General features: G+C 37.6%; 14 protein-coding genes. 11 read left to right on the forward strand and 3 right to left on the reverse strand.

The genetic code is table 11. The features are described from left to right. The first annotated feature begins 17 nt into the window (after nucleotides 1-17). Nucleotides 18-758 (forward strand): 3-oxoacyl-ACP reductase FabG, encoded by a 741-nt coding sequence (gene fabG, locus SB773_RS20945; protein WP_131245331.1) that lies wholly within the window; start codon nucleotides 18-20, stop codon nucleotides 756-758. Between the two features lie 50 nt (nucleotides 759-808). On the opposite strand, the gene dhaS is transcribed toward fabG, so the two are convergent. Next, complete coding sequence (gene dhaS / locus SB773_RS20950; protein WP_131245332.1) at nucleotides 809-2,293, reverse strand: aldehyde dehydrogenase DhaS; 1,485 nt, start codon at nucleotides 2,291-2,293, stop codon at nucleotides 809-811. Nucleotides 2,294-2,565: 272 nt separating this feature from the next. Between dhaS and SB773_RS20955 the strand changes: the two genes are divergently transcribed. The 6 genes from SB773_RS20955 to SB773_RS20980 all read left to right on the forward strand — a co-directional run bounded on the left by SB773_RS20955 (nucleotide 2,566) and on the right by SB773_RS20980 (nucleotide 9,085). After that, a complete protein-coding gene (locus tag SB773_RS20955; RefSeq protein WP_002014357.1) occupies nucleotides 2,566-2,844 on the forward strand; it encodes a YhdT family protein in 279 nt (92 codons plus the stop codon). A gap of 3 nt (nucleotides 2,845-2,847) precedes the next feature. Continuing rightward, nucleotides 2,848-4,281 carry a sodium/pantothenate symporter gene (gene panF / locus SB773_RS20960; protein WP_002087740.1) on the forward strand — a complete coding sequence of 478 codons (1,434 nt, stop codon included), beginning with the start codon at nucleotides 2,848-2,850 and terminating at the stop codon, nucleotides 4,279-4,281. Nucleotides 4,282-4,310: 29 nt separating this feature from the next. After that, the gene (locus SB773_RS20965; protein ID WP_410591854.1) at nucleotides 4,311-5,348 is read left to right on the forward strand and encodes a nucleoside hydrolase; all 1,038 of its coding nucleotides are present in this window, start codon (nucleotides 4,311-4,313) and stop codon (nucleotides 5,346-5,348) included. Between the two features lie 117 nt (nucleotides 5,349-5,465). Next, nucleotides 5,466-6,575: a serine hydrolase gene (locus SB773_RS20970; RefSeq protein ID WP_410591856.1), complete on the forward strand. Its 1,110-nt coding sequence runs from the start codon at nucleotides 5,466-5,468 to the stop codon at nucleotides 6,573-6,575. A 101-nt stretch (nucleotides 6,576-6,676) separates the two neighbouring features. Continuing rightward, nucleotides 6,677-8,185: an argininosuccinate lyase gene (gene argH / locus SB773_RS20975; protein ID WP_410591858.1), complete on the forward strand. Its 1,509-nt coding sequence runs from the start codon at nucleotides 6,677-6,679 to the stop codon at nucleotides 8,183-8,185. A gap of 66 nt (nucleotides 8,186-8,251) precedes the next feature. Beyond that, nucleotides 8,252-9,085 carry a GNAT family N-acetyltransferase gene (locus tag SB773_RS20980; protein ID WP_410591860.1) on the forward strand — a complete coding sequence of 278 codons (834 nt, stop codon included), beginning with the start codon at nucleotides 8,252-8,254 and terminating at the stop codon, nucleotides 9,083-9,085. A 35-nt stretch (nucleotides 9,086-9,120) separates the two neighbouring features. On the opposite strand, the gene SB773_RS20985 is transcribed toward SB773_RS20980, so the two are convergent. Then, a complete protein-coding gene (locus tag SB773_RS20985; RefSeq protein ID WP_410591862.1) occupies nucleotides 9,121-9,870 on the reverse strand; it encodes a (S)-benzoin forming benzil reductase in 750 nt (249 codons plus the stop codon). Nucleotides 9,871-9,987: 117 nt separating this feature from the next. On the opposite strand from SB773_RS20985, the gene SB773_RS20990 reads away from it, so the two are divergent. Continuing rightward, the gene (locus SB773_RS20990; RefSeq protein ID WP_410591864.1) at nucleotides 9,988-17,460 is read left to right on the forward strand and encodes a DUF7507 domain-containing protein; all 7,473 of its coding nucleotides are present in this window, start codon (nucleotides 9,988-9,990) and stop codon (nucleotides 17,458-17,460) included. Nucleotides 17,461-17,507: 47 nt separating this feature from the next. Here SB773_RS20990 and SB773_RS20995 read toward each other — a convergent pair whose 3' ends face one another. Then, nucleotides 17,508-18,065 carry a CatB-related O-acetyltransferase gene (locus tag SB773_RS20995; protein ID WP_002128459.1) on the reverse strand — a complete coding sequence of 186 codons (558 nt, stop codon included), beginning with the start codon at nucleotides 18,063-18,065 and terminating at the stop codon, nucleotides 17,508-17,510. A 139-nt stretch (nucleotides 18,066-18,204) separates the two neighbouring features. Between SB773_RS20995 and SB773_RS21000 the strand changes: the two genes are divergently transcribed. The 3 genes from SB773_RS21000 to SB773_RS21010 all read left to right on the forward strand — a co-directional run bounded on the left by SB773_RS21000 (nucleotide 18,205) and on the right by SB773_RS21010 (nucleotide 19,645). Then, entirely contained in the window at nucleotides 18,205-18,546 is a 342-nt protein-coding gene (locus SB773_RS21000) for an ASCH domain-containing protein (RefSeq protein ID WP_002128458.1), read from the forward strand. Then, a complete protein-coding gene (locus SB773_RS21005) occupies nucleotides 18,543-18,938 on the forward strand; it encodes an NUDIX hydrolase (protein WP_060749166.1) in 396 nt (131 codons plus the stop codon). Before SB773_RS21000 ends, SB773_RS21005 begins: the two co-directional genes overlap by 4 nt. A gap of 86 nt (nucleotides 18,939-19,024) precedes the next feature. After that, entirely contained in the window at nucleotides 19,025-19,645 is a 621-nt protein-coding gene (locus SB773_RS21010) for an acetate uptake transporter (protein ID WP_000070943.1), read from the forward strand. Nucleotides 19,646-19,740 lie beyond the last annotated feature (95 nt).

Here is a 19,740-nt window from a genome sequence, read left to right on the forward strand (position 1 = left end):
AGAAATGGGGGATAGAGATGGAATTGTTGAATGGGAAAACAGCTGTTGTAACGGGTGCTGCACAGGGAATTGGAAAAGAAATCGCACGAGTTTTTGCAAAACTAGGGGCCAAAGTATTAATTAGTGATGTAAATGAAGAGAGGCTACAAAAAACGACACGTGAATTATCAGATGAAGGGTATGATGTGAGTTTATATCGATGTGATGTGAGTAATCAAAATGAAGCGAAGTCGTTAATTGAATATGCGGTGCAAAAATTTGGTACATTACATATTTTAGTGAATAACGCTGGAATTACAAAAGATGCAATGTTACATAAGATGGAGAAATCAGCTTGGGAACAAGTATTACAAGTGAACTTAACTGGCGTTTTTTACTGTATGCAGCCAGCGCTTCTTTATATGAGGCAACAAGGGTATGGGCGGATTATTAATATTTCTTCTATTAGTAGGGAAGGGAATATTGGACAAGCAAATTATGCGGCTACAAAAGCAGGGGTTGTAGGTTTAACAAAAACAGCAGCGAAAGAGGTTGGAAGTTTTGGTATTACGTGTAATGCGATTTGTCCAGGATTTATGGATACTGATATGACAAAAACAATACCGGATAAAGTAAAAGAGAAAATGGTTGGAGCGATTCCAGTTGGAAGAATCGGAACGCCGGAAGATATTGCAAACGCAGCTGCCTTTTTAGCATCAGAGTATGCGTCTTACATTACAGGAGAGGTATTAAATGTGAGCGGTGGGTTGCAAGTGTAAATGAATACATAATGAAAAGAACCTGACCGAGTAGGTCAGGTTCTTTTTCGTTAATTTAAGTTAATCCAAACGCTCTTCACTTCTGTATAGTTGTTTAGCGCGTAAGATCCCATTTCGCGGCCAAGGCCAGATTGTTTAAATCCTCCAAATGGAGATGCTGCATCAAAGACGTTATAACAGTTTACCCATACAGTACCAGCACGTACTTTACTTGCAACATAGTGTGCTGTTTTAACATTTTCTGTCCACACACCAGCCGCTAAGCCGAATTGTGATTTATTTGCACGTTCAATTACTTCATCAATATCGTTAAAAGGTATTGCAGAAATAACTGGACCGAAAATTTCTTCTTTAGCGATTGTCATCTCATCATTTACATCAGCGAATACTGTAGGAGAAACGAAGTAACCTTGATCGAATGGTTTGTTTCCTCCGCAAAGTACTTCAGCACCTTCTGCAATTCCTTTTTCAATATAACCCATTACACGTTTTTGTTGTTCTTCAGAAACAAGAGGTCCGATTGTAGTTTCAGGATTTAGGCCAGCGCCTTGATTTAATTTTTTTGAATATAGAACGAGATCAGCCATGACATTATCGTACATTTTCTTCGGAATAAATAAGCGTGACCCAGCACAGCACACTTGTCCTTGGTTAAACATAACACCAGAAAGCGCAGCTGGAATCGCTCGAGATAAGTCAGCGTCTGGTAAAATAATGTTTGGTGATTTACCGCCAAGCTCTAAAGTAACACGTTTCAATGATTCAGATGCTTGTCGCATAATTTGTTTACCGACTGGAGTAGAACCAGTAAATGCAATTTTATCAACGAGTGGATGATTAACAAGTGCTTGTCCAGCTGATTCACCGAATCCAGGAACGATATTAATAACACCTTTCGGGAATCCAGCTTCTTCAATTAATTCAGCTAAGTATAGAGCGGATAGTGGAGTTTGTTCTGCAGGTTTTAAAACGATTGTACATCCTGTAGCAAGCGCAGCTCCCATTTTCCACATTGCCATAAGAAGTGGGAAGTTCCAAGGGATAATTTGACCGACGACACCAACAGCCTCATGGCGTGTATAGTTAAAGTAATCACCGGAAACAGGAATTGTTTGACCAACAATTTTCGTCGCCCAGCCAGCATAATAGCGCATATGCTCAATTGCAAGTGGTATGTCTGCCGCCATTGTTTCACGGATTGGCTTTCCGTTATCTAACGTTTCGAGCTGTGCGAGCTCTTCTTTATGCTCTTCCATTAAATCAGCGAGCTTGTACATAAGACGGCTTCGTTCAGCAGTGCTCATGCGTGACCAAGGACCTTCATCGAAAGCCATTCGAGCAGCTACCACAGCTTTATGAATGTCTTCGCGACCAGCTTCAGCAACGATAGCGAGTGTTTCACCAGTTGCTGGGTTAGGAGTTTTAAATGTTTTTCCGGAAGCGCTTTCAATGAACGCTCCGTTCACATATAGTTTCTTTGTGCCTTGAAGAAATTTCTCTACCTTTTCATGAAGATTTACAGCTAGTTGACTCATTGTATAACCCCCTTGAAAATATAATTTAAACGCAGTACGAGACGGCGTTTATTCCGAAATCAAGGATGTGGGAACTAGATGAAAAGCCTCTACTTAAAATCATAAATAAAAAATGCTGAAAATTCAAATTTCATTTTCGTTACAATTGTAAAAAATATGTAATGAAACATTGTATTCTATATAATTACAAAAAATCCTGCGCGTTTTTGTTTTCTAGTAGGAAAAACTAGAAAAACAGTGGTACAATTATACATCGTGAGAGGAGGGGGAAAATGAAGAATTATCATGATGATCCGCGCTTTCGAGTTGCCCATAGAGAAGCGTTAATTGGTCTTGGATTAGCTATTATTAATTTTATAATATGGTATGGATTTGCTTATGGGCTTGGAAGTAAGGATCCGAGTGAATATACATATGTATTAGGTTTTCCAGCATGGTTTTTTTATAGCTGTATCGTTGGATTTATCGTAATGGTTATTTTGCTTATTTTAGTTGTTCGTTTTTTATTTCAAGATATTTCACTCGATGAGGAAGAAAAAAGTGAGGAATGATAGATGAATTGGTATGTAATAATCCCAATGATAATTTCTTTTATCGTTGTGTTTTTAATTGGTGTATATGCATCAAGACGTGTACAAGCAACCGCTAATAATAAATTTTTACAAGAATATTTTCTTGGTGGGCGTGAACTTGGTGGCTTATTATTAGCTATGACGATGATTGCTACGTACGGTAGTGCAAGTAGCTTTATCGGCGGGCCTGGTATTGCTTACAATATGGGTCTTGGATGGGTGCTGTTATCAGCGATTCAAGTTGTAACAGGATATATCGTTTTAACGGTTATTGGTAAAAAGTTTGCTATTATCGCTAGAAAGATGGAAGCAATTACGCTTATTGATTATTTAAAGGGCAGATACAATAATAAAGCGGTAGTTGTTCTTTCTGCGTTATGTATTATAATCTTTTTGTTCTCAGCAACAGTAGCCCAGTGGGTTGGCGGCGGACGATTAATTGAGTCGCTAACAGGACTTTCCTACACAACGGCACTATTTTTATTTACATTTTCTGTACTTGTGTATGTGTTAATTGGTGGATTTCGTGCAGTCGCTTTATCAGATACGTTATTAGGAATCATTATGTTAGTCGGAACAACAATCATTTTAATTGCTACTGTCATTGCTGGTGGCGGAGTTGAAAAGATTATGCAGGAACTTATTCAAATTAATCCGAATCTAATAACACCGTTCGGAGCGGATGGAAGTTTAACGAAATCATATGTCACATCATTCTGGATTTTAATTGGGATTGGTGTCGTTGGATTACCGCAAATTAGTGTGCGTGCTATGTCTTATAAAAATTCAAAAGCTATGCACCAAGCATTAATCATTGGAACGGTTGTCGTCGGTACAATTATGATTGGTATGCATTTAACTGGTGTGTTTGCAAGAGTAGTCCTTCCAGGCATAACGGTACCAGATAAAGTAATGCCGCTACTCGCGATGGAAGTGTTGCCACCTTGGTTAGCTGGAGTTTTCTTAGCTGCACCAATGGCAGCGATAATGTCTACTGTGAACTCATTATTATTACTTGTAAGTTCGTCAATTATTAAAGATATATATGTGAACTACATAAATAAAGATGCCGCGGATAGTACGATAAAGAAAGGTAGCCTATTGATTACTGGTATCGTAGGATTACTCGTATATGCTGCCGCTATTAAGCCACCAGACTTTTTAATTTGGTTAAATTTATTTTCTTTCGGTGGTTTAGAAGCAGCGTTCATTTGGCCGATTGTGTTAGGTTTATATTGGAAAAAAGGAAATGCAACTGGAGCTCTCGCATCTATTTTAGTTGGAGTAGGTTCCTATATGTTTATTCACCTTTGCTACCCTAATCCATTCGGTATACATACAGTTGTTTTCCCGATTTGCTTTGCATTTATCTCTTATATAATTGGTAGTATGGTTACGATGAAAAAAGTAGCATAAAAATATAGAAAAACGTAGGAACTTCTAATATGAAGTTCCTACGTTTTTTGTTTATACAAAATTTATCTTTTTCATTCTGTATTCCGTCATGTATTCATAAAGTAATAACAATTGATGGGATGGAGTTGAGGTCTATGAAAAAAATATTATTTTTAGGAGACCCAGGAATTGATGACTCTTTAGCAATTATGTATGGATTATTGCATCCTGATATTGATATTGTTGGAGTAGTAACGGGATATGGGAATGTAACGCAGGAAAAGGCGACGAGTAATGCGGCGTATTTATTGCAAATGGCGGGCCGGGAAGATATACCTGTTATTAATGGAGCGAAAATTCCTTTATCTGGGGATTTTGTAACATATTATCCGGAAATTCACGGGGCAGACGGTTTGGGACCTATTAAGCCTCCTAAAACTTTTTCACCCAATATTAAACCTTTTTGCACATTTTTCGATATCATTGAAAAATATAAAGGGGAACTAATCATTGTTGATGCCGGCAGATCAACAACATTAGCGACAGCGTTTATTTTGGAGAAACCGATGATGAAGTATGTGAAGGAATATTATATAATGGGCGGTGCTTTTTTAATGCCCGGAAATGTTACACCAGTCGCGGAAGCAAATTTTCATGGTGACCCAATTGCATCACAATTAGTTATGCAAAATGCAAAAAATGTGACATTAATACCGCTTAACGTTACATCAGAAGCGATTATTACACCGGAGATGGTGAAATACATTACGAAACATTCTAAAACGAATTTCAAAAAATTAATAGAACCGATTTTCAATTATTATTATAAAGCTTATAAAAATCTGAATCCTAAAATAACAGGGAGCCCAGTGCATGATGTAGTAACGATGATGGTAGCGGCAAATCCATCTATTTTAGATTACGTGTATCGTCGTGTTGATGTAGATACGGTTGGAGTTGCGAAAGGGGAAAGTATCGCTGATTTTCGCCCGCAACCTGAAGCAAAAGCGTTGAAAAATTGGGTTAAAATTGGCTGGTCTTTACATTATAAAAAGTTTCTAGAGGATTTTGTGAAAATTATGACGTAGACATAATAGTAGCATACAAGTTAAAATAATGGAGATGATTGTTTAAATAATCATCTCCATTATTTTGTTTTTAAGAGATAAATAGAGAAGAGTTACACAATAGGAGAGGAATTTTACTTGAAAAAAACTATAGTATGCGCAGTGATTGTGGGTATTTTTGTTTTGCTGATATCAGGTAACTTTTTAGTGAAAAAAGTGTGGAGTTCAAATAATGATGATGCGCAGTACATAGCATCCTTTATTGAAGAACATAAAGATGAAAAGAATAGTGCACTTTTAATAAAAAGAAATGATAAAGTCGTGTATTCTGTAAATCCGGATGTTATATTGCCAGTTGCTAGTACGATGAAGTTAATTGTGGCGCTTGAATATACGAAACAAGTTACAGAGGGGAAAATCGATCCGTCTAGTTTCGTTTCAATTAATGATGTGAATCGTTATTATGTGCCGGGTACAGATGGTGGTGCACAAGATAGATGGCAAAATTATTTGCAAAAAAAAGAAAAGATAACTGAAGGAGCGGTTTCTTTAGAAGAAGTTGCAAAAGGAATGGTTAAGTTTAGTTCTAATGCAAATACTGAATATTTAATGGAGGTATTAGGATTAGACAATATTAATCGGAATTTACAAAGTTTAGCACTTCCTGCACATCAACCGCTATTTCCGATTGTTTCATCTTTATACATTCCGGGATATTTGCATAAAGAATTACATGTTCCAAAATATAAAATAGAGAAAAAGTTAAAAGAAATGTCTCAAGAGCAATATCGTGAATATGCTATGATTATTCATGAACGCTTAAAAAAGAAGGGACCATTATTACAGAAGGAAATTCCTCTGTATTTAGAGGAACGTTACGACAAAATTTGGTCGGATAGATTGCCGGCTGCTTCCGCTAACGATTATATGGTACTGCTTCAAAAGGCAAATCATCAAGGTGGTCTTACAGAAGCGGAAGAAAAAGTGTGGGCGAATATCGTTGAAACAGATATGAGCGCAAAGAAATATCGTAAAACATTCAGGCATGCTGGACAAAAGAATGGTTATACACCATGGACGGTAACAAAAGCAGTTTATGCAATGGATAAACGCGGAAACTGTACAGAAATTGTTTTCTTGGCAAATAATTTAAATGAAGATGACAGTGCTGAAATACGTAAACATTTAGCAAATCTACACTTTCAAGTGTTGCAAAGTGATAAGTATGATGCGACTTTTATTAAATAAACTCGGTGCTATGAGCGCCGAGTTTATTTTTATGTACAAGCACTTTTTCACCATCCTTGGGTATGATGGGTAGTAACACTTAGGCGAAAGGGGAAAAGGTGATGAAACAGAGTAAAGAAGAGTTTATTAAGAATGAAGGCGCTGATTTCCCTGGGAAAACATATGTAGATTGTGTATTACAGCACGTATTTAATTTTCAGCGTAATTATTTATTAAAAGATATGTTTCAAGTGCATAGGGCACATATTACTATGTTAACTGAAGAGAAGTTAATGAAAAGAGAAGAAGCGAAAGTTATATTAATCGCACTTAAAAAAGTAGAGGGGATTCCAAAGGAGAAGTTGCTATATACAGGGCAACATGAAGATCTTTTTTTCTTAGTTGAACATTTGCTTTCTCAAGAAGCAAAGTGTGAATTTGTAAGTAATATGCATATCGGTAGAAGTAGAAATGATATGGGTGTAACGATGTATCGCATGAGTTTACGGCAATTTGTATTGCGGTTAATGGAACATCATTTATTGCTGCAAGAAAGTATGCTCGAGCTCGCCGGTGAACATATGGAAACAATTATGCCCGCGTATACACATACACAACCGGCGCAACCGACAACATTTGGTCATTATGTTTTGGCAATTTATGATACGATGCAACGAGACTTAGAAAGAATGAAAAAAGCGTATCATCTTTTAAATCATTCTCCAATGGGGGCAGCTGCCCTTTCTACAACAAGCTTCCCAATTAAGAGAAAACGAGTGGCACAGTTACTTGGGTTTACAAATGTAATTGAGAACTCATATGATGCTGTTGCTGGAGCAGATTATTTATTAGAAGTTAGCTCGTTACTAATGGTTATTATGACGAATACGAGTAGATGGATTCATGATTTTTTACTATTAGCGACGAAAGAATATGATGGGATTACTGTAGCGAAGCCGTATGTGCAAATAAGTAGTATTATGCCGCAAAAACGAAATCCTGTTTCAATAGAACATGCCCGTGCTATTACGAGTAGTGCTTTAGGGGAAGCATTTACTGTATTTCAAATGATTCATAATACACCATTTGGCGATATTGTCGATACGGAGGATGACTTGCAGCCGTATTTATATAAAGGAATCGAAAAGGCGATTCGTGTTTTTTGTATGATGAACGCAGTTATTCGAACGATGAAAGTAGAAGAGGAAACGTTAAAAAGTCGTTCATATAAACACGCGATTACGATTACAGATTTCGCAGATGTTTTAACAAAAAACTATGAAATACCATTTCGGCATGCACATCATGCAGCAAGTGCGATTGCGAATATGTCATTGGAGCAGAAAAAGGAGTTACATGAATTAAATTTCAAAGATATAAATGTATACTTACAAGAAAATTTGAAAGTAAATTTATTAGAAGAAGAGTGGAAAGAAATTATATCGCCAGAAGCTTTTATTCAAAAAAGAAATGTATATGGTGGACCGAGTAAAAAAGAGATGGAGCGTATGATTAATAAACGTAAAGAATCGTTTCGAAAAGAAGAAGAGCTATTTGAGAAGGAAAAGAAGAGAGTGTTACATGCTGAAAATGATTTGAACACATTAGTTTCAAATATTATCGAATCGTAAAAGAAGGATTTAATGAATTAATCGCCAATACTTAATTTAAATATAAATCGAGGGAAGAGATTGTCGATGATTCAATTACATGTATATGAAGAGATTCTTAATTTTACAGAAGAGGTTACACCATTTTTAGAGAAGAATGAGCAGGGAAATAATCTCATATTAGGTGTATTACAAATGGTCCAAGAACCGATATTTATAGGAGTAGCAAAACAAGAGGAAGAAATTGCAGCTGTATTTCTTCAAACAGAAGAAAAGAAACAAATAATTGTTGCTACGTCTGAGATTTCGGCAGTAGCTATTAAGGAACTTGCAAAAGAGTTAACGAAAGTATATCCAAATATTCCTGGATTGATTGGTAATAAAAAAATCGTACAGAAATTAGCGGAAGAGATTGCAGTGTTAGAGAATAAGAAAACTAATGTTGCAATGGAGCAAGGTATATATGAATTAAAACAAGTAAAGAAAAAGTGGAACGGAGATGGAATCTTTCGAGAAGTAAGTAGTGATGAGCTAACATTAATAGAGCAGTGGATATATCAATTTTGCGAAGATGTGAAGCTTCCTACTACGAAAGAAGAAGCGAAACAAACTGCTCATACATTAATTACTAATCATCGTCTATTTGGTTTAGAAGTAGACGGGAAGATTGTTTCTGTAGCTGCAAAAACGAGACCGACTACAAACAATATAACAGTTAATTTCGTATATACACCGAAAGAAGCTCGGAAAAAAGGGTACGCATCTAGTTGTGTCGCTGCACTTAGTCAACGTATGTTAGATGAAGGCTACAAAACAACGACATTATATACGGACCTGGCAAATCCAACATCAAATAAAATTTATCAAGAGATTGGTTATGAGAAGATGATGGAGTCTGTACTCATATTTTTAGAGAAATAGAATGAAAAGGCACGCTATTATAGCGTGCCTCTTTGTTATTCATCAATTCGAATTACTTCACCCTGCGGGAAATTCTCAGTTTCTAGTAAGTTACGAATAGCTTTCGCAACATATTCAGGTGACAGTAGCTTTCCTTCTTCTTTTAATGCGGTGAATCGATCTAAGTTAATAAAGTCTTCCTTATTTGTTTCACGAATTTGTGCTTGCATATTTGTATCAACAACACCGGGTGCGAAAGCGACAGTTTTTACAGGATATTCTTTCTCCACTTCTTCAGTAGCTACGCACTGTGTAAACATATTTACACCGGCTTTCGTTGTACAATAAGCTCCCCATCCGAAATAAGGATTTTTTCCTGCTCCAGATGAAATATTTATAATGCGTTTTTCTACTTTCCAGTCTTTCGTATGTTTCATGAAAGCGGAAGTAAGGATCATCGGTGCGATTAAATTAATTTGAACGTTCGTAATCAATAGTTCACTTTCTGATTTTTCAATAGGTTTTATTGGTGCAACTGTGCCTGCATTATTAATTAAATGAATAGATGAGACAGTGTCTTCTTCAATAGATGAAAAGATTTCGTTAAAGCGATTTTCTAAATTATGTACATCTTGAAGATCTACGGAATGGAAAATACAATTGCTGTTTTTGTGCTCTGCTACTTTAGTAAGCTCTTTATTTTCTCTCCTAGAAATAGAGATGACTGTTGTATTTTCTTCTAACAATTGTGCGGCGATTGCCTCACCTAAACCTTGTGAAGTTCCTGTTACGATAACGTAGCGCATAGTGTAGTAAACTCCTCTCCATATATGTGGAATTTTGTTGGACAACGTACATTGTATAGTTTGTCTACATTTTATAGTATAGAGCACTTTTTACTATAAATGAAATGAGATGATTGTGTGCCTTTTATGAATCGTTTTACAACAACAGTAACTGGTGCCGTCACGTTCACTGGGAACACGTTGGGACTAAGTCCTACATCACCTGCACCAAACAATAACTTCGGCACGATTGATGTGTTTACAACGATAAATACATCGCTGCAAGTACCTGGATTCCCGGCAGGAACAACGAATGACTGGCCATTAAATTCTTCAAGTGCAATTTTGAACCTTCCAGCAGGGAGTAGTGTTTTATACGCAGAACTAGTATGGGCCGGCACATACCGGACCGATACAGAGGATGTTACAGCATTTTTAAATGATAATATTTCATTTACAACACCAGCAGGAACATTTTCTGTTGCACCAGATCCTGCAACTGCGCAGCAAGGTTCGGTAGGAAACCAGTTTTATTATGCTCGCTCTGCTAATGTAACGAATCTTGTAAGTGCAGGTGGGGCAGGCACATATACAACAGGTGCCGTGCCAGCTGCAAGAACTTCAGCTGATCCAACAATCAGTCGTTCAGCTGGCTGGACGCTTGAGGTAGTTTATCAAAATGCGAGTTTACCACTTCGGAATTTGTCAGTATATGCAGGTCAAGAAATTATCGATGCTTCATCCCCGCCAGTTGATGCTACTATTTCAGGATTTGCTACTCCAGCAACAGGAGCTGTTACAGGAAGAGTGCTCGTAACTGCTCAAGAAGGTGATTCTAACATTGTTGGAGATCAGCTTCGCTTTGGGCCGAATGCGAATACTACAGTTGCTTTATTCGGACCGAGAAATCCTGCAAATAATTTCTTTCAGTCACAAATTTGTAATGACAGTGGAAATTTAGATACGAGCGGTACATTTGGAGATTTGAATCAGCCGTTAGGGGTAGCTTTGGCTGTCCGTAGACAAGGGTGGGATATTACGAATGTAGATGCCTCCTCATCTTTAGTAAACAATCAAACATCAGCAACTGTTCGCTTTGTCACAAATGGAGATGGATACGCTGCAGCTGGTTTTGGTGTTCAAATTGATGCGACAGGTCCAATTATTAATCCTGTTAAATCGGTTAATAGAACAGTTGCAGGGGTAGGGGATACTCTCACCTATACGATTACGGTCCCGAATACAGGAACAGGAAGTGCAGAAAACGTTGTATTACAAGATAGTATTCCGAACGGAACGACGTTTATAGCAGGCAGTGTTACAGTAGGTGGAGTAACTCAGCCGAGCGCCAATCCAGCTAGTGGAATTAATTTAGGAACGATACCGAATAATGCTCAAAGAGTTGTTACATTTCAAGTGAGAGTTACGTCATTCCCGAATCCGAATCCAATTTCAAATCGTGCAATGGTGTCATACCAATTCCGTCCTTTTGTTGGAAGTCCTCCTATCACAAGTACAGCTTCTTCAAATACAGTACAGACGACGGTAAATCGCGCAAATGTAAGTTTGCAAAAATCTGTAGATTTACAGACGGCAACACTTAATGATGTATTAACGTACACAGTTAATGTGACGAATAATGGGAATGTCGCTGCAAATAATGTGATTTTTGTTGATAGTATACCTGCTGGAACAACGTTTGTAACAAATAGTGTTACGGTAAATGGAGTAGCTCGACCAGGAGCGAATCCAGCAAGTAGTATTAATCTTGGAAGTATTAATGCTTCGCAAACGACTGTAGTACGCTTTCAAGTTCGAGTGACATCTAATCCTCTTGTAAATCCAATTCCGAACCGTGCAAGTGCAACGTTTAACTTTATTCCGGTTCCTGGTCAACAACCAGTTTCAGGCCAAGCGACAAGTAATACAGTATTTACTACAATAAATATAGCCGATATAAGAACGAGAAAAACAGTAGATAGAGCTTTTGCGACAATTAATGACGCTCTTACGTATACCGTTACAATTGAAAATACAGGAAATGTACTGGTGACGAACGTTATTTTTCAAGATCCAACCCCAATTGGAACGACTTTTATACCAAATAGTGTAACTGTTGATGGAGTTTCGCAACCTGGGGCAAATCCAGCGACTGGGTTTACGGTAGCGAATATATCTCCAGGTGGAAGTAGAACGGTGACTTTTCAAGTACGAGTTACATCTACCCCATCGGGAGGCACGATTGCGAATCGCGGTAATGTAGCTGCTAATTTCGTCGTTATTCCGAATCAACCGCCAGTAACGATTAATAGGCAAACGAATACCGTTGTAACACAAGTTAATACAGGTGGTTTAAATGTAATAAAAGAAGTAAATACAGCTCAAGCGGCAGTAGGTGATACTTTAACATACACGATTGCCGTCCAAAATACAGGTAACGTTCCGTTAACAAATGTATTTTTCCAAGACACTACTTCTTCAGCGGTTTCTTTCGTTGCAAACTCTGTAACAATTAATGGAACACCACAAAGTGGACTAAATCCAAATTCAGGATTTTCTCTTCCGAATATCCCTGCGGCTCAGACAGTTGTAGTTACATTTGAAGTATTAATTGAGCAGGATCCGCCAAATGAAGATATTTTAAATCAAGCAAATGTAACAGCAAGTTTTCAAGTGAATCCGAGCGAACCACCAGTAACAATTAATGTTCCTAGTAACATTGTTAACACAACTGTACAATCGGGGGATTTTGAAGTTGTGAAATCAGTCAATACGGATGTTGCAACGGTAGGGGATGTTTTAGTATATACAATCGAAATTATAAATGCAGGTAGTGTACCAGCGACAAATGTATTTTTCCAAGATTCAATTCCGCAAGGGACATTATTTATTGAAAACAGTGTATTAGTTAATGGTGTTTTACAAGAAGGAGCAGATCCAGAACTTGGATTCCCACTAAATAATTTGCCTACTGGCGTAAGTGTAATTGTTTCGTTTGAAGTATTAATTGATGAAATTCCCCAAGGAAATAATGTCGTAAATAATGCGAATGTAACTGGAGATTTCCTTGTAAATCCAACAGAGCCACCGATTACTGTAACAGTACCAAGTAATACTGTTATGACAGTGGTGAATTCTTCAGGGTTAAATGTAATGAAGAGCGTAAGCGCTACTGAAGCAGGAGTAGGAGATACGTTAACGTATACAGTTCGTATACAAAATAGTGGAACGGTAGCAGCGACAAATGTGTCATTCCTTGATCCAATTCCATCTGGAACAACGTTTGTAGCAAATAGTGTAACAATAAACGGGATATCTCAACCCGGTTTAAACCCAACAACTGGATTTCCACTTGCTAATATTCCAGTAGGAGGGATGGTAACAGTTACTTTTCAAGTGACGATCACGAGTGTACCACCAAATAGAGTTCTTCCGAATAATGCGAATGTAACTGCGGATTTCCAAGTAAGTCCTCTCCAGCCACCAATTACAATTGTAACGATTAGTAATATTGTTGTGACGCGAGTGAATGTAGGATCACTTAATGTAATGAAGAGTGTAAATACACCACAAGCAGGAGTAGGAGATACGTTAACGTATACGATTCTTATTCAAAATACAGGAACTGTTCCTGCAACGAATATTATTTTTCAAGATCCAATTCCGTCTGGTACTGCGTTTGTAGCAAATAGTGTGACAATAAACGGAGTCGTACAGCAAGGCGCGGATCCTATGGCAGGTTTCCCAGTACCAAATATTCCGGTCGGGCAAACGGCTACGATTACGTTTCAAGTTACAGTGACAAGCGTTCCGAGCGGTGGAAATATAAGAAACCAATCGAACGTTACTGCAAGTTTTCTTATAAATCCGGCAGGACCTCCTATAACGACTGTTACGAATAGTAATTTTGTAGTGACACAAGTAAATACGGCACAGTTAAATATACAAAAATCTTCATCTGCACAACAAGCTGCACTTGGAGAAACTTACACGTATTCTGTTGTCATTAGAAATAATGGAACGGTAACAGCGATGAATGTTTCTTTCCTTGATCCAATTGCTCCAGAAACAACATTTGTAGCAAATAGTGTAGTAATAAATGGAACACCTCAACCTGGATTTGATCCAAATATAGGTTTTACGCTTCCTAATATTGCTGCTGGAACATCATTGACTGTAACGTTCCAAGTAACAGTAGTTGCGCCATCCACGCGCGGAGCCGTACTAAACACCGCATCTGTAACAGCCACTTTTTTATTAAATCCTTTACAGCCCCCTGTAACAACGACGAATACAAGTAATACGACAGTAGTTACGATACCGTTACCTCCTCCTGGTGAAGTAACAGCAACAAAAACAGTTGACGTTGCAACTGGAGCGGTTGGGGATGTATTAACGTATACCGTGCTAATTTCAAACGTAGGAATTATACCTGTTACAGATGTGTTCTTCCAAGATGTCATACCAGAAGGAACGACATTTGTAGAAGATAGTGTAACGATAGGTGGGGTGCAGCAACTTGGTTTAAATCCAGAAATAGGATTTACAGTTATCCCATTATTAATTAATGGTGGAAGTATTGAGGTAACGTTCCAAGTGACGATTACAGAAATTCCAGATAATGAAGTCATATTAAATGATGCAGACGTTACATTTACTTCACAACCAAATCCTCAGGAACCACCGATTACGGAAACGATATTAACGAATTTAGTCGTTACGACAATTAATATAGCTTCGATTTTTCCATTAAAATTAGTAGATAAAGAAGTAGCCACTGTAGGAGAAATTTTAACGTATGATGTATTAATCTTTAATTTAGGCACAGTGGCAGCGACCAATGTTGAATTTATCGATACTACTTCCGCCGGTGTAGCATTTGTACCGGGAAGTGTGAGCATAAACGGGGTGCCGGCACCAGGATTAGATCCGTTCATAGGCTTTACAGTTCCAGATATACCTGTAGATGATTTTGTACTTGTCACATACCAAGAGATGGTAACGAGCATACCTCAAGGTGGAACAGTAGTTAACTTTGTGGATGTTACGGCTACATTTGCTGTAAGTGAAACAGAGCCGCCTATAACTGAAACAACGACAAGTAACACGACATTAACGAAAATAAATGAATCTGGTTTGAATGTTTTAAAATCAGTAAGTCAGCCGGTTGTTGCAGTAGGCGATACAATCACATATACGACAGTAGTTCAAAATACAGGGACAGTGACAGCGACGAATATTCAATATAGTGATGTATTACCTTCCTCTATAGCATTCGTGCCGAATAGTGTAACGATAGGTGGTGTGATACAACCTGGGTTCAATCCTAATAATGGATTCCCACTTCCAGATATAAATTCAGGGGGAAGTGTAGAAGTCACATTCCAAGTAACCGTTGTTAGTGTTCCATCAAACGGAACAATTGCCAATACGGCAAATGTTACTGGAAGCTTTATATTAGTATCAGGAGAACCACCAGTTATAGTAAATCAGCCAAGTAACACAACGCTCACAACTGTAAATAGAGGACGCTTTAATGTTATTAAACAAGTCAATAGAGCTGCTACCTTAGTTGGAGATGTATTAACGTATACAGTGCAAATAACGAATACAGGAACAGTAACAGCTAACGATGTTCAGTTTATTGATACGATTTCAGCAGGAGCGTCATTTGTACCAAATAGTGTAACGGTAAATGGAACTCCGCAACCTGGTTTGAATCCGATTACTGGGTTTGGAATTGGCGATATACTTGTTGGCAATACGACTATAGTGACGTTCCAAGCGACAGTGACAAATATTCCATCTTCAGGAACGATAACGAATGTTGCAAATATAACAGGAAGTTTTACTTTAGTACCAGGAGAACCACCAGTTGTAGTAACAGAGCCGAGTAATACGACAATAACAAGGGTAAATAGAGGGCGATTCAATGTTATAAAAACTGTCAACAAACAGGCGACACGATTAGGAGATACGTTAACGTATAGTGTGCAAGTTACAAATACAGGAACGGTAACAGCGACAAATGTGCAATTTATTGACGTTCCATCACCTAGTTTAGAATTCGTTCCAGGGAGTGTGCAGATAAATGGGATTCCACAAGTAGGTTTAGATCCTTTTGTAGGCTTTTCATTACCGGATCTTGCAGTAGGAGATAGCATACTAATCACATTTGAAGTAAATGTAATCGTAATTCCGCCTTCTAGTAGCATTATGAATACAGCGAGAGTAACTGGAGATTTTGAATTGATTCCAGGAGAACCACCGTTTACAATTACGAATTCAAGTAATACGACAGTCACACCAGTAAATAGAGGCAGTTTAGATATGCTGAAAGAAGTAGATCATTCAATTGTTGGAGTAGGAGAAACGGTAAAGTACCGTGTTCGCATATTAAATACTGGTACGGCTGATGCAATGAATGTTCAATTTATTGATGTGTTATCTCCGGAAGCGGCTTTTGTACCAAATAGTGTAACGGTAAATGGAGTAGCACGTCCAGGAGTAAATCCGCAGGTTGGATTTACGATTTTAGACATTCCAGTCGGTGAGACGGCGATTGTAACATATGAAGCTACAATTACAAGTTTTCCAGATGGTGGTACAGTAGTGAACGTTGCTGGAGCATCGGCAGAATATATTTTAGTACCAGGGGAACCGCCAGTTACAGTGATGGACACGAGTAATACAGTTATTGTAACGGTAAATACTGCAATCTTATTTGTTGCAAAAGGAGCAAACTTTGAAGTAGCAATGGTAGGAGATGTTGTCACTTACGGAATTGCTGTTATAAATGATAGTACAGTTCCTGTGACAAATATTATTTTAACAGACATCATTGACCCAAATACGTTATTTATAAATGGAACGGTAACGGTAAATGATGTACCTTTTCCATTTGCCAATCCGAATACCGGTATCCTTTTAGGTGATTTTCAGCCGAATGATGCAGCAATTATTAATTTCCAAGTTGTAATAACAGGAGGGCAAATAAATAACTTAGTAACAAATACTGCTACAGCGAATGGGCTTGCAACTGTAAATCCTAATGAGCCGCCAGTAGTAGTTGAAGGCGATAGTAATACAGTTGTTATCCCGTTTATTCCTCAAAATGTTTCAACAACAGTCGTAAAAACGGCAGATCTTCAATCAGCAACGATAGGCGATGTTATTACGTTTACGACAGTTATTACGAATACGGGGGATACAGGGATACAAAATATTCGTTTTCAAGATATGTTAGATAGTAGTTTTCGATTTGTTCCTGGAAGTGTAACTGTTGATAATACGCCAGTGCCAAATGTAAGCCCAGTATCAGGGTTTCTTATAGGAAGTTTAAATCCAGGTGAAGCACGGACAGTTTCGTTCCAAGTAACAGTTCAGAGTGCACCAAGTGGTTCAGGAAATTATATTAATCAAGCGAGTATTCGCTTCGAACATCAAGTAGGCACAGTATTGCCACCTGTTACACAAATAATAGATAGTAACATAGTTGTCATTCCATTTGTTCCAACGATAGAACAAATTTGTGAAACAAACTTTAATTGTTTAGACGAAATTCCATTTCACTGTTCTCCGTGTAATCAGTTGCGAATAAATAAAAAATAAACACAAAAAGAGCATCCTGAAAGAATAGGATGCTCTTTTTGTTTAGATCAAGTAGCTTCTTCTTCGGGAGAAGTGAAAAATTCGTTGACTTTGTTGGAGAGTAGAAATGGAATAGCTCCTTTTATAACGGAAATGTCCCAGTCCCACCATGCAAGGTTTTCTAGTTTTTCAATGATTTCTTGCGGGAAACGATATCGAACTAGTTTGGCAGGATTACCAGCGACGATTGCATATGGAGGTACGTCTTTTGTAACAACACTCTTGGCCCCGATAATGGCCCCGTTACCAATTGTAACACCAGATAAAATGCAGGATTGATAACCAATCCATACATCATTGCCGACTACGATATCACCTTTTGAAGAAGGATGACCAGTAATGTGTGCTCCTTCTTCGAAGAGGACATTAAATGGATAAGTTGTTATCCAATCAGCACGATGTTCACCGCCAAGTACGAAAACGACTTCTTCTCCTAATGAACAAAACTTACCTATTTTTAATTTTGTTTCATCATTCCAAGAAAAAATAATAGGGCCTACTTTACTGTAAGTATAATCACCGATATCATATTTATTATATTCAGGTTTTTGATTTAAATATAACATACCAATTTTAGCATCCTCTCTAAAGAAAGTAATGGATATGGAACATTATATGCAAGGTGAAGTAAGGCGAACTATGTTGTATGAAATAGTAATGTGCAAAAATGTTAGTAGGCAAGATGAATAAAAGGGAGTGAAATGTATGAGATACGAAATGGGATTATATAATAAACCTTTTCAGTCGATTCAATTAGGAAAAAAAGTATATGAAGTACGCTTATACGATAAAAAACGTCAACTTATAAAACAAGACGATGAAATTGTATTTACGAACCTTACGACAGCAGAAACGATGGCTGTAAAAGTAACGGAGATAAAACGATACGAAAGCTTTAAAGCAATGTACGAACAAATTGATAAAAAATTATTTGATTGTGAAGAACTTAGTATAAAAGAAATGTTAGAAAGTACATACGGAATATATACGAAAGAACAAGAAAAAGAATGGGGAACAGTTGCGATTGGTGTTGAGGTAATAAAGTGAGAAGAAATCGCGGTGCAGCTATAATTATACAAGGTGGTAAAATCGCTCTTATAAAACGTGTTCGAGAAGGTGAGCTGTATTTTGTTTTTCCAGGCGGGGGAATTGAAGAAGGAGAAACGCCTGAAGAAGCAACGAAGCGAGAGGTTTATGAAGAATTAGGGGTACATATACAAGTGGAGCATCGGATTGCAAAGGTGGAGTATAAAGGTACGGAGTATTATTATAATGCCCATATTATAGGTGGAGTTTTCGGAAGTGGTAAAGGCGAGGAGTTCGAGCTGAAAGATAGAGGGAGTTATATTCCTTTATGGATGCCGGTAAATGAGTTGCCAAATTTAAATGTAAAACCTTATGATGTGGCCAAATGTGTATTTGATTATTATGGAATATAAGGTCTGACAACATACAAAAAAAACCATTGACATAGCCTTCTGATTTAAGTATTGTATTCGAGTATGTTTATAATCAGGAGGTTTATATGAGCAATCAAACTACTACACATCATGTGAAAATGACAACAGCAGATCCATCTGGAATCGGTCTATTTGGATTAGCGATGGTAACACTTGTAGCATCGTCTCAAAAGTTAGGCTTAACAGATGGCGTTTCACTTGTATTACCATGGGCAATCTTTTTAGGAGGATTTGCACAAATCTTTGCATGCATTCACGATGCAAAGCACAACAATACGTTCGGTACAACAGCATTTGGTGCGTACGGCCTATTTTGGTTAGGTGTTGGAATGACTTGGTTAATTCAACTTGGAGTATTTGGCGAAAAATTAGCCCAAACTGCAGATTCAAAACAGCTCGGTGTAGCCTTTATCGGATACTTGATTTTCACGATCTTTATGACAATTGGTGCAATGGAAACACATAAAGTATTATTTATGATTTTCGTCCTTATTGATTTCTTATTTATCGGTCTTTCATTAAGTACTTTAGGTGTTATGCCGCACGCAATGCATAATTTAGCAGCGTATTCTGAACTATGTATTTCATTATTATCTTTCTATGGTTCAGCAGCAGCTGTGTTAAATACACACTTCGGAAAAGTTGTATTACCAGTTGGAAAACCATTTGGTATTTTTAAAAAGTAATAAAAAAGAACAGATGATTGAAGTGACCCCTAAAAGTTAGACACGGTTATTTCATTAGGCAACTTGATCCAAATGAGTCCGGTATTGTACCGGGC

The sequence above is a fragment of the Bacillus sp. SIMBA_074 genome (assembly GCF_046534555.1).
Taxonomy (GTDB): domain Bacteria; phylum Bacillota; class Bacilli; order Bacillales; family Bacillaceae_G; genus Bacillus_A; species Bacillus_A mycoides.